Genomic DNA, 11,618 nt, shown 5'->3' with positions numbered 1-11,618 from the left:
CGCCAGCTTCAGGCACTGATCACATAGCCGCCATTGACTGACAAGGTTTGCCCGGTGACGTAGGACGCCGCCCCCGACAGCAGGAACAGTACCGGCTGGACGACTTCCTCGGGCGGCGCGAACCGCCCAAGCGGGATCTGCTGCAAATAGGTGTCGCGGAACCGCTCCTCACGGATGGTTTCGGTCATCGGCGTCTCGACAATGCCAAAGCTGATCGCGTTGACCCGGATGCCGTAGCGCGCCCATTCGCGCGCCGCGCTCATCGTCAGGCCGATCGTGCCGGCCTTGGCCGCACCATAGTTGATCTGGCCGACGGTACCGCGTCGTCCGGCATCCGACGCGATGTTGACGATCGCGCGCTCGCCGGGAATCCCCTGCTTGGCATCCGCCACCATCCGGGCGCCGACCGCCTGCAGCATCAGGAAGCTGCCCGTCAGGTTGACATCGATCACCGCCTGCCACGCCGCCAGCGTCATCCGGTCGGCCATTGACGGTCGCGAGATGCCGGCATTGTTGACCAGGCCGTCAATGCCCCCGAACCGGGCGAGCGCGGCCGCCACCGACGCCTCGACATCGGCCGCGCGGCTGACGTCGCAGGCGATCGGCAGGAGCTGGTCGCTCTCGGCAAGCCCGGAGATATCGACATCGACGGCCGCAACGCGCGCACCCAGCGCGATCGCCAGATCGACGACCGCGCGCCCGATGCCCTGGTTCGCGCCGGTGACGAGAATCACTCTCCCGGCCATCGTCATCGGATTGGTCGGTGCTTGAATCGTCATCGATATTGCTCCTGTGCGCGACTTCGCTAAGCCGCGGACCACGGCAGGGCAACTGCTGGCAGGAGATGAGGATGGCCGAGCAATTTCCCCGCGCGCAGACCGCGATCGTCGGTGCAGCGACCTTCGGGCTGGGCGAGATGCCAGGCTGGAGTTCGATGGAGCTCGCCGCCAAAGCCGCGCAGATCGCCTTGGCGGACGCCGGCGTAGCACTGGGGGATGTCGATGCACTGTTCATCTGCACGCCCGATGATTTCCTCGCCGGCCTGACCTTTGCCCAGGTGCTTGGCTTGCAACCACGCTTCACCGACAATAATCGCACCGGCGGCTCGGCGTTCATCAGCCACGTCGTCACCGCCGCCGCCATGCTCGACGCCGGGATGATCGATGTGGCGCTGATCGCGCATGGATCGAACCAGCGTAGTGGTGCCGGCGGCAAGCTCGTTTCCGCCGCGCGCAGTTCGACATGGGAAGCGCCCTATCGTCCGCTCTTTCCGGTCAGCAGCTATGCGCTCGCGGCGGCGCGCCACATGCACCAATATGGCACCACGCGCGCGCAACTCGCCGAGGTCGCCGTCGCCGCGCGCGGCTGGGCCAACCGCAACCCGGAGGCATTCGCCAAGGGACCGCTGAGCATCGACGACTGCCTGAACGCGCGGCTGATCAGCAGCCCGTTGTCGGCGCGCGATTGCTGCCTCGTGACGGACGGCGCGGCGGCGATCGTCATGACGCGCGCCGATCGCGCGCGCGATCTGCGGCGCGCGCCGGTCTATGTGCTCGGCGCCGCCGCGGCGACGACGCACAACGACATTTCCGCAATGGCCGATCTCACCACGACCGCCGCCGCCGAATCGGGCCGCCGTGCCTATGCGATGGCGGGCATCGGGCCGCGGGATATCGACGTCGTCTCGCTCTATGACGCCTTCACGATCAACACGATCCTGTTCCTCGAGGACCTAGGCTTTTGTCCAAAGGGCGAGGGCGGCAATTTCGTCGCGGGCGGCGCGATCGGACCGGGCGGCGTGCTGCCGGTCAATACCAATGGCGGAGGTCTCTCCTGCGCACATCCCGGCATGTACGGGCTGCTCGCGATCACCGAGGCGGTCCGCCAGCTCCGTGGCGAGGCAGCATCGCAGATCGACGGCGCCACGCTGGCACTGGCACATGGCAATGGCGGCGCATTGTCGAGCCAGGCGACGCTGATTCTGGGATCGTCCGCCGATTGAGGTGTCGGGCCATGGGACTGTCAGGATTTCCGTGTGTGGGCGGGCATAATGGGTAAAAAAGGAGCCCCAGTATGTCCCGACGCAAAGAGCCTGCGATACCGAACGAGCTTCTCGACCAGTTGCTGGCGGGAGGCGCGGCGAGTGCCGCGTTTGAGCAGGGCGGCCTGCTTGATTCTCTGAAGAAGGCTCTGACCGAACGCGCCTTGAACGCAGAGATGGATCACCACCTGGCCGGCGATGATGGCGCCGGCAACACGCGCAACGGCTACGGCCGGAAGACCGTGATGACCGAGACGGGCAGGCTGGCGATCGACGTGCCGCGCGATCGTCAGTCGAGCTTCGATCCGCAGCTGATCGCCAAGTATCAGCGGCGCTTCCCCGGCTTCGATGACAAGATCGTGTCGATGTATGCGCGCGGCATGAGCACGCGGGAGATCACCGGGCATTTGCGCGATCTGTACGGCATCGACGTCTCGCCCGACCTGATCAGCACGGTGACGGACGCGGTGCTCGATGAGGTTGCTACCTGGCAACAGCGGCCGCTCGATGCCTGTTACCCGCTCGTTTTCTTCGACGCGATCCGGGTCAAGATCCGCGACGAGGGTATGGTGCGCAACAAGGCGATCCACATCGCGCTGGGCGTCCGCGCCGATGGCGCCAAGGAAGTGCTCGGCCTGTGGCTCGAACAGAATGAGGGCGCCAAGTTCTGGCTCAGGGTGATGAACGAGCTCAAGAACCGCGGCACGGAGTGTCAACCGGCGTGGGATCTTGACCCCCGAACGGCGTCCAACATTGACCCCGCTGCTTCGATCCTACCGATGGGCGTAAGGAAGGTCGGCATGGGTGTGCGGCGGCGGAGGGCGTAGCCCGGAGCCGGCGCACACCCATGCCGATTGCATCTTTTCGCCGTCAGGCAGCTTCGCGGCTTTTGAACCGCCAGCTCTCGTTGCCGGTCTCGACGATGTCGCAGTGGTGGGTCAGCCGATCGAGCAGCGCGGTGGTCATTTTCGCGTCGCCGAACACGCTGGGCCATTCGCCGAACGCGAGGTTGGTGGTGACCACGATCGAGGTCTGCTCGTAAAGGCGGCTGACCAGGTGGAACAGTAGCTGCCCGCCCGACAGCGCGAACGGCAGATAGCCGAGCTCGTCGAGGATCACGAGATCGAGCCGCGAGAGATGCTCGGCGATCCGCCCGGCACGACCGGCGCGGCTTTCGGCCTCGAGCCGGTTCACCAGGTCGATCGTATTGTAATATCTGACCCTGGCGCCGGTGCGCACGCAGGATCGCCCGATCGCGATGGCAAGGTGCGTCTTGCCGGTGCCGGTCCCGCCGACCAGCACGGCGTTGCGCTGACTGGCCAGGAACGCTCCGGTGGCAAGGTCGCGGACCAGCCCTTCGTTGATCGGCGTCGCGGTAAAATCGAAGCCGGTAATGTCTTTGGCCAGCGGCAGCTTGGCGATCGTCATCTGATATTTGATCGAGCGCGCCTGCTTTTCGTCGATCTCGGCTTTCAGCAGATCACCGACCACGCGGCCGGGGGCGTGCTGCCGCTTCACCGCGTCGGTGATCACCTCGTCATAGGCGTGCCGCATGCCGGCAAGCTTCAGCGTTCCCATCATCTCCAGGATCTCGTGGCGTTCCATAAAAGCTCCTCAGGCTGTCGTATCGGGCGCAGTCGGCGACCGGCTCATGGACAAGCCGCAGCGCCTCGGGCGTGGCGATGGTCAGCGGCGCTGATGGCTCGCGCTGACGGGTCAGGATGTTGAGCACGACGTCGCGGCTGACCGTACCGCCCGCCAGGGCCTCGGCGCAGGCGGCCTCGACCGCATCAAGCCCATCGGTCGTTACCGCGCTCAGGATGCCGACCATCTGGCGACCGCCATCGGCATGGCCGCCGAGGCGTCGCCGTACCCGCTCGATCGCGGGCGGAAGCGGCCAGTCCTTGAACGGCGCGCCGTTGCGCAACGCGCCGGGCTTCCTCGCCAGTACCGGCACGTAATGCCAGGGATCATAGATCGTCTGGTCGCGACCGAACCGGCGAGCATGTTCGCCAACGATCTCGCCATCCTGGCGGACGACGATCCGGTCAGCATAGGCGTGGATCTCGACCGGTCGCCCGGCAGCAGCTGCATGGACCGAGTATTTGTTGTAATCGAACCGCACCAGCAGGGTCTTCGATACCGACGCCGGCAGCGCATGGAAGCCGTCGAACGGCCCGCGATAGGCGATCAGCGTAGGGCGGTCGGCCGCCTCGAACACCTCCCAGACGGTGCGATCCTTCAACTCGGGATGCGCCGCCTGCTTCGATCGCGCGACGCAGCGATCCTCCAGCCAAGCGTTCATCTCGGCGTAGCTCTTGAACCGCAACCGCGGCGTGAAGAAGCGTTCGCGCAGCAGGCCGACCTGATTCTCGACCTGTCCCTTCTCCCAGCCCGACGCCGGCGTGCACGCCACTGGTTCGACCAGATAGTGCCCGCACATCTGCTCGAAGCGGCGGTTATAGCGCCGCTCGCGCCCGACGAAGATTGTATCGACCGCCGTCTTCATATTGTCGTAGATACCGCGCTGGCAGGCGCCGCCGAAGAACGCGAACGCCCTGTCATGAGTGTCGAACACCATCTCCTGGCTCTCGCGCGGATAGGCCCGCACGTAAAACATCCGGCTGTGGCAAAGCCGCATGTGTGCAACCTTCACCGTCGTCGTGGCGCCAGCGATGACGACGATCTCATGGCTCCAGTCGAACTGGTAAGCCTCGCCTGGCGCGAAGCTCAGCGGCACGTAGGCTGCTGCGGTTGCCACCGATCGCTCGCGGTGCCACGCCCCCGCATAGCGCCGGACCGCGTCGTAACCGCCGCGATAGCCGAGCCCCTGCAACTCCTCGAAGACGCGGATCATCGTCAGCCGCTCGCGCCGCGTCTTGCGATCGTTCGTCTCCAGCAGCCGATCCAGATCGGCGGTCCATGGCCCCAGCTTCGGCAGTGGTTGCACGCTGCGCTCGTACGCGAACGCCGTCTCGCCCGAGCGCAGCACCTTCCTGACCGTGTTCCGCGACACGCCGAGGTCGCGCACGATCTCCTTGATCGACTTGCCCTTGACGAAAAACTCGCGCCGGATGCGCGCCACTGTCTCCACGACCAGCATCTCCCACGCGCCTCCGCCGCAAAGCGACGAGGCGTGAACCGCATCCGTTAAGGGGGTCAATTTTGGAAGCCGATCAGCCCCGAAAGGGGTCAATATTGCAGGCCGATTCACACCTTGTACGGCTTATCCCTTGGTTTCAGTGATTTAAGTGCAGCATCCGTCAGCATCTTGCCCTTCTCCGCGAAAAAGGCCGTCACTCTCAAAACATACGTCTCCCGCAAGGAAATCACTTTCCTTTCAGGAGGTTATGCGGCCAAAAAGACCGTCGCCTGTGTTTGAGAGCCTGACGGTACTTCGAAAAGCGACGCCGTCAACAGGGGGGCGCAACCGTCAGCACCGCCGTCAGGCGCGAATGCTGCCTACCGAACGTCCTCGAACGCACTCGAAGAGAAATAATTATTTTAGAAACACTTACGAGCACAACCCCGATCGTAGTCGGAGGTCTTCAAACGCTCCGAATCATTCCCACTCGATCGTGCCCGGCGGCTTCGAGGTATAGTCGTAGGTTACCCGATTAATACCGCGCACTTCATTGACGAGTCGCGTCGCGACGCGCGGCAGGAAGTCGCCGAGGAACTGGAACGCCTGCGCGGTCATGCCGTCGGTCGAGGTGACCGCGCGGAGCGCGAGGACATTGTCATAGGTCCTGCCATCGCCCATTACGCCGACGCTACGCACCGGGAGCAGTACGGCGAACGCCTGCCAGATCGTGTCGTACAGGCCCGCGGCACGGATCTCCTCGAGATAGATCGCGTCGGCCTTGCGCAGGATGTCGCAGCGTTCCTTGGTGACCTCACCGGGGATGCGGATGGCGAGGCCCGGCCCCGGAAAGGGGTGACGACCGACAAAGATTTCGGGCAAGCCGAGCTCGCGGCCGAGCACTCGGACTTCGTCCTTGAACAACTCGCGCAGCGGCTCGACCAGGGTCATGTTCATGCGCGCCGGCAGCCCGCCGACATTGTGGTGGCTCTTGATCGTCACAGACGGGCCGCCGGTGAAGCTGACGCTCTCGATCACGTCCGGATAGAGCGTGCCCTGGGCGAGGAATTCGGCACCACCGATCTTGCGTGCTTCCTCCTCGAATATCTCGATGAAGGCGCCGCCAATGAATTTGCGTTTGGCCTCGGGGTCGGTGACGCCGGCAAGGCCGCCGAGGAACTTCTCCGACGCGTCGACATGGACCAGCGGGATATTATAATGGTTGCGGAACAGGCTGACGACCTGATCGGCCTCGCCGGCGCGCATCAGGCCGTGGTCGACGAAGACGCAGGTCAGCTGCTCGCCGATCGCCTCGTGGATCAGCACCGCCGCCACTGCGCTGTCGACACCGCCCGACAAGCCGCAGATCACCCGGCCCTTGCCGACCTGCGCGCGGATGTCGGCAATCTTGGCGGCACGGTACCCGGCCATCGTCCAGTCGCCCTTGAGACCGCAGACATGGCGCGCGAAATTGGCGATCAGCTTTGCGCCATCGGGGGTGTGCGCCACCTCCATGTGGAACTGGGTGGCGTAATAGCGCCGTGCATCGTCGGCGACGACGGCGATCGGTGAGCCCGGGCTGACCGCGACCGGCCGAAAACCCGGCGCGAGCTGGACGACCTTGTCGCCGTGGCTCATCCACACCTGGTGGCGTTCGCCGATCGACCACAGTCCGTCGAACAGCACACAATTGTCCTGCACCTCGATAAAGGCTTCGCCGAACTCGCCGGCTTCGCCGAGCACGACCTTGCCACCGAGTTGCGCCATCATGACCTGCTGGCCGTAACAGATGCCGAGCACCGGCACGCCCGAATCGAAGATCGCCTGCGGCACGCGCGGGCTACCCTCGTCATGCACCGAGGCCGGGCTGCCCGACAGGATCACGCCTGCCGGCTTCATCCGCGCAAACACCTCGGCGGCGGTCGTGAACGGGGCGATTTCGCTATAGACCCCCGCCTCGCGCACGCGGCGCGCGATGAGCTGGGTCACCTGGCTTCCGAAATCGACGATGAGGATCGAGTCGCTGTGCTGGGTCATGCTGCCGGATAGCAGATGCCGCGCGACGCGGAAGTCCCCGCGCTATCGAATCGGCTTTACCTTCATGCCGGTCCAGTGCGCGGCAAAGGCCCAGTTGTCGGCGGCTTCGGCAATGATCTTGTCGGTCGGCTTGCCCGAGCCGTGGCCGGCACGGGTCTCGATCCGAATGAGGCGCGGTTTCGGGCCGAGGTCGAGCGACTGGAGCATCGCGGCATATTTGAAGCTGTGCCCGGGAACGACACGATCATCGGTATCGGCGGTCTCGACGAGGATCGCCGGATAGTCGCGGCCCGCACGAACATTATGATAGGGCGAATAGGCAAACAGCGTGCGAAAATCGGCCTCCCGCGACGGATGACCATAATCGTCGACCCAATAGCGGCCGGCGGTGAAGCGATCGAAGCGCAGCATGTCCATCACGCCGACCTGCGGGATCGCGGCGGCGAAAAGGTCCGGGCGCTGGTTGACCACCGCACCGACCAGCAGCCCGCCGTTCGAGCCGCCCTGGATGACCAGCTTGTCCTGCGTGGTGACACCCTGCGCGATCATATTCTCGGCCGCGGCGATGAAATCGTCGAAGACATTCTGCTTGTTGGCGAGGCGACCGCCGTCATGCCAATCCTGGCCATATTCGCCGCCGCCGCGCAGATTGGCGATGGCGAGCACCCCGCCCTGTTCGAGCCAGGCAAGCCGCGTCGCCGAGAAGCCCGGCGGCAACGACACGTTGAAGCCGCCATAGCCATAAAGCAGGGTCGGCGCCGGCCCGGCGGGAAGATCATTCCGGCTGACGATGAACATTGGAACCCGGGTGCCGTCGCGCGACGCGTAGAAGCGCTGTGTCACGACGTAGCGCGCGGGGTCGAAGGCCATCTTTGGCGCAGCCCAGGGCATCGTCGTGCCGGTCTCGACATCGTAGCGATAGATCGTCGCCGGCATGGCGAAGCTGGTGAAGGCAAAGAAGGTTTCGGGATCGCGGTCATCACCGCCGAAGCCGCTCGCGCTGCCGATGCCCGGGAGCGGGACCAGCGCCTCGAGCGTACCGTCGAGCGCATAGCGGCGAACCTCGCTTTTCACGTCGACGAGGTAGCTGGCGAGCAGCTTGCCACCGACGATCGACGCACCGTCGAGCACGGCCACGTCTTCGGGCACGATCACCTCGAGCGACGCCACCACGTCGGACGCCCCCAGGTCGGTCGCGACGATCCGCGGCCGGGGTGCATCCTTGTTGGTGACCCAGTAGAATTTCGCCCCGATATTGCCAGCCAGGCTCCACTGGTTCTCGAGCCCGGCGAAGATCGTGCGCGGTTTCGTATCGGCACGCGTCAGATCGACGACGGTGACCTCATAGCGATTGTCGGTGCCCTCATGCGTGGTGATGACCAGCCAGTCGCCATCATCGGTGACCTGCGCGCTATGGCCGCGCCGCGGCGCCTCGGGCGTGGCATAGACCAACCGGTCAAGCGTCTGCGCCGTCCCGATGCAGTGGAAATGGATTTCCTGATTCTCGTTGAGCGCCTGAAAGGCGGCACCCTCGGCCGGCGCGGCAAAGCGCGAGTAATAGAAACCCGACCCATCCTTCGCCCAGGCGAGATGGGAGAACTTCACCCATTCGACGGTGTCAGGCAGGATTTCGCCGGTGACGACGTCCATGACCTTGACCGTCCGCCAGTCGCTACCACCGTCCTGCACGGCATAGAGGATCTTGCCGCCATCCTCCGACGGAACCCATTCCGCCAACGCCATGGCGCCATCCGACGACCAGCCATTGGGATCGATCAACAGCCGCGCGGCCATATCATCGCGCGACTCTCGCACGACGAGCACCGCCTGATTCTGCAACCCGCTGTTGCGCGCATAGAAATAGCGCCCGCCCTTCTTCACCGGCACGCCGACGCGCTCATAATCGATCAATGCGGTCAGCCGGCCCGCGAAGATGTCGCGACCGGGGAGCGTCGCGAGATAAGTCTCGGTGACGGCATTCTCGGCTTCGACCCAGCTCCGCACCTCCCTATCGGTGCGGACGTCGTTCTCGAGCCAGCGATAGGGATCGGCAACGGCCGTGCCGAAATGCTTCTCGACCACGTCATCGCGGCGCGTTTCGGGATAGGCGATCGAGTCAGACATGGAAGGCGCGGCCTTTGCATTGATCCGCGGCGCGATGGGCAACGGCGATGCCCTTCATATCGAGCGCGGCACGTTGACGGACAAGCGCCACCCACGAAAAAGGGCCCCGCTTTCGCGAGGCCCCGTCAAGATCGGCGATGCCGCGGCGTTCAGGCCGCGTCTTCGTAATCCTCGTCGTTCATCACCGGGCCCGAATCCTGGCCCTTGGCGGTGACATCACGATCGACGAATTCGATGATCGCCATCGGCGAAGCGTCCGACTGGCGGATGCCGGCCTTGATGATGCGGGTGTAGCCGCCGTTGCGGTCGGCGTAGCGCGCCGCCAGCACGTCGAACAGCTTCACGAGCTGGGCATCGTCGAGCAACCGCGCATGCGCCAGACGGCGGTTGGACAGGCCGCCCTTCTTGGCGAGCGTGATCAGCTTCTCGACATAGGGGCGAAGCTCCTTCGCCTTGGCGACGGTGGTGGTGATCTGCTCGTGCTTGATCAGTGCGGCCGACATGTTGCGGAACAACGCAATGCGATGGGCCGAGGTACGCTGCAGCTTACGGCCGCCTACGCGATGACGCATGGTAACTTCCTTCGTTCGTTCGGGGGCCGTGTCAGGTACCCGGGACCAGGTGGCGACGGAGAGGCCACCCAAAAAAAACCGTCATCCCGGCAAAAGCCGGGATCTCCCTGAGGAAAGCGTCCGGCCCGAACCACGAGATCCCAGCTTTCGCCGGGATGACGCGGAACGGGCCGAGCGGCTTACCCCATGATTTCCTGCTCGAGCTTCTTCGCCATCTCTTCGATGTTCTCGGGCGGCCAGCCGGGGATTTCCATGCCCAGGCGGAGACCCATGCTCGACAGCACTTCCTTGATCTCGTTGAGCGACTTGCGGCCGAAATTCGGCGTGCGCAGCATCTCGGCTTCGGTCTTCTGGACCAGATCGCCGATATAGATGATGTTGTCGTTCTTGAGGCAGTTGGCGCTGCGCACCGACAGCTCGAGCTCGTCGACCTTCTTGAGCAGATAGCGGTTGATCTGCTGCGTGTCGCCCGACACCTCGCCGGCAGCGGCCGGGGCGGCATGGCCGACCGGTGCAGCGCGCGAGACGAGCGAATCGTCGAAGTGAACGAACAGCGCGAGCTGGTCCTGCAGGATGCGACCGGCATAGCCGACCGCGTCATCAGGCGTGATCGTGCCGTCGGTCTCGACGGTCAGCGTGAGCTTGTCGTAATCGAGTTCCTGCCCGACGCGGGTGTTCTCGACCTTGTACGACACCTGACGCACCGGCGAGTACAGCGCATCGACCGGGATCAGGCCGATCGGCGCATCGGCCGGGCGGTTGGCGATCGCCGCGACATAGCCCTTACCGACATCGGCGGTGAGCTCCATGTTGAGCGTCGCGCCGTCGTCGAGATGGCAGATCACCAGCTCCGGGTTCATCACTTCGATGTCGCCCGAGACGGCGATGTCGCCGGCCTTCACTTCAGCAGGACCGGTCGCGGAGAGCTGGAGGCGCTTGGGCCCCTCGCCCTGCATCTTGAGCGCGATCTGCTTCACGTTGAGCACGATGTCGGTAACGTCCTCGCGGACACCCGCCAGCGACGAGAATTCGTGCAGCACATTCTCGATCTTGATCGAGGTGACGGCGGCACCCTGCAACGACGAAAGCAACACGCGACGTAGCGCGTTGCCGAGCGTCAGGCCGAAGCCACGCTCCAGCGGCTCGGCGACGAAGGTCGCCTTGCGCTTCTGATCGCCGCCCGGCTTCTTTTCGAGGCCGCTCGGCTTCTTCAATTCCTGCCAGTTCTTAGCGTTGACGGACACGGGCTTCCCCTATCTAGGGCCGGAGCGGGGGCTTGCTCTGGCCGTGAAAATCGCCCGCGCAGCGTGATCAATCGCGCGCGGGCCGACGAAAATCAGACGCGACGGCGCTTGGACGGACGAACGCCGTTGTGGGGGATCGAGGTCACGTCGCGGATCGACGTGATCTGGAAACCGACCGCCTGCAGCGCACGAAGCGCCGACTCGCGACCCGAACCCGGACCCTTGACCTCGACCTCGAGCGTGCGGACGCCGTGCTCGGCGGCCTTCTTGCCCGCGTCTTCCGCAGCGACCTGCGCCGCGTACGGCGTCGACTTGCGGCTGCCCTTGAACCCCATCGTGCCGGCGGACGACCATGAAATGGCGTTGCCCTGGGCATCGGTGATGGTGATCATAGTGTTGTTGAAACTGGCGTTCACATGCGCGACGCCGGACGTGATATTCTTGCGTTCACGGCGCCGGATGCGCTGAGGTTCGCGTGCCATAGTGGAATTCCTGACCTGTTTGCTGGAAGAGCGAGC

Annotated in this window: 9 protein-coding genes and 1 pseudogene; 2 read left to right on the top strand and 8 right to left on the bottom strand. The window is 64.7% G+C overall.

Annotation, left to right across the window (positions count from 1 at the left end; all coding sequences use genetic code 11):
* Positions 1 to 8 precede the first annotated feature (8 nt).
* Entirely contained in the window at positions 9 to 779 is a 771-nt protein-coding gene (locus tag U1839_RS11485) for an SDR family NAD(P)-dependent oxidoreductase (protein ID WP_332803757.1), read from the bottom strand.
* A 71-nt stretch (positions 780 to 850) separates the two neighbouring features.
* Here U1839_RS11485 and U1839_RS11480 point away from each other — a divergent pair, with 71 nt between their 5' ends.
* Complete coding sequence (locus U1839_RS11480; RefSeq protein ID WP_332803756.1) at positions 851 to 2,002, top strand: acetyl-CoA acetyltransferase; 1,152 nt, start codon at positions 851 to 853, stop codon at positions 2,000 to 2,002.
* Between the two features lie 71 nt (positions 2,003 to 2,073).
* Positions 2,074 to 2,751: pseudogene (locus tag U1839_RS11475) on the top strand (IS256 family transposase); the annotation flags it as partial.
* Between the two features lie 160 nt (positions 2,752 to 2,911).
* On the opposite strand, the gene istB reads toward U1839_RS11475, so the two are convergent.
* The 7 genes from istB to rpsK all read right to left on the bottom strand — a co-directional run bounded on the left by istB (position 2,912) and on the right by rpsK (position 11,582).
* Positions 2,912 to 3,646, bottom strand: coding sequence for an IS21-like element helper ATPase IstB (istB, locus tag U1839_RS11470; RefSeq protein WP_332803755.1), 735 nt, complete (start codon positions 3,644 to 3,646; stop codon positions 2,912 to 2,914).
* Entirely contained in the window at positions 3,579 to 5,144 is a 1,566-nt protein-coding gene (gene istA, locus U1839_RS11465; protein ID WP_332803754.1) for an IS21 family transposase, read from the bottom strand. The genes istB and istA overlap by 68 nt, the downstream gene beginning before the upstream one ends.
* 459 nt (positions 5,145 to 5,603) lie before the next feature.
* Positions 5,604 to 7,160 (bottom strand): glutamine-hydrolyzing GMP synthase, encoded by a 1,557-nt coding sequence (gene guaA, locus U1839_RS11460; RefSeq protein WP_332803753.1) that lies wholly within the window; start codon positions 7,158 to 7,160, stop codon positions 5,604 to 5,606.
* A 42-nt stretch (positions 7,161 to 7,202) separates the two neighbouring features.
* Positions 7,203 to 9,284, bottom strand: coding sequence for a prolyl oligopeptidase family serine peptidase (locus U1839_RS11455; protein ID WP_332803752.1), 2,082 nt, complete (start codon positions 9,282 to 9,284; stop codon positions 7,203 to 7,205).
* Positions 9,285 to 9,433: 149 nt separating this feature from the next.
* On the bottom strand, positions 9,434 to 9,856 hold the full coding sequence (gene rplQ / locus U1839_RS11450) for a 50S ribosomal protein L17 (protein ID WP_281125346.1): 423 nt from the start codon (positions 9,854 to 9,856) through the stop codon (positions 9,434 to 9,436).
* Positions 9,857 to 10,035: 179 nt separating this feature from the next.
* A complete protein-coding gene (locus U1839_RS11445; RefSeq protein ID WP_281125348.1) occupies positions 10,036 to 11,100 on the bottom strand; it encodes a DNA-directed RNA polymerase subunit alpha in 1,065 nt (354 codons plus the stop codon).
* 92 nt (positions 11,101 to 11,192) lie between these two features.
* On the bottom strand, positions 11,193 to 11,582 hold the full coding sequence (gene rpsK, locus U1839_RS11440; protein ID WP_281125350.1) for a 30S ribosomal protein S11: 390 nt from the start codon (positions 11,580 to 11,582) through the stop codon (positions 11,193 to 11,195).
* Positions 11,583 to 11,618: the final 36 nt, after the last annotated feature.

Source organism: Parasphingomonas halimpatiens, assembly GCF_036663795.1.
In the GTDB taxonomy this organism is placed as follows: Bacteria; Pseudomonadota; Alphaproteobacteria; order Sphingomonadales; family Sphingomonadaceae; genus Sphingomonas.
The sequence above is the reverse complement of the archived record's forward strand: the minus strand, read 5'-3'. Positions and strand labels throughout refer to the sequence as shown.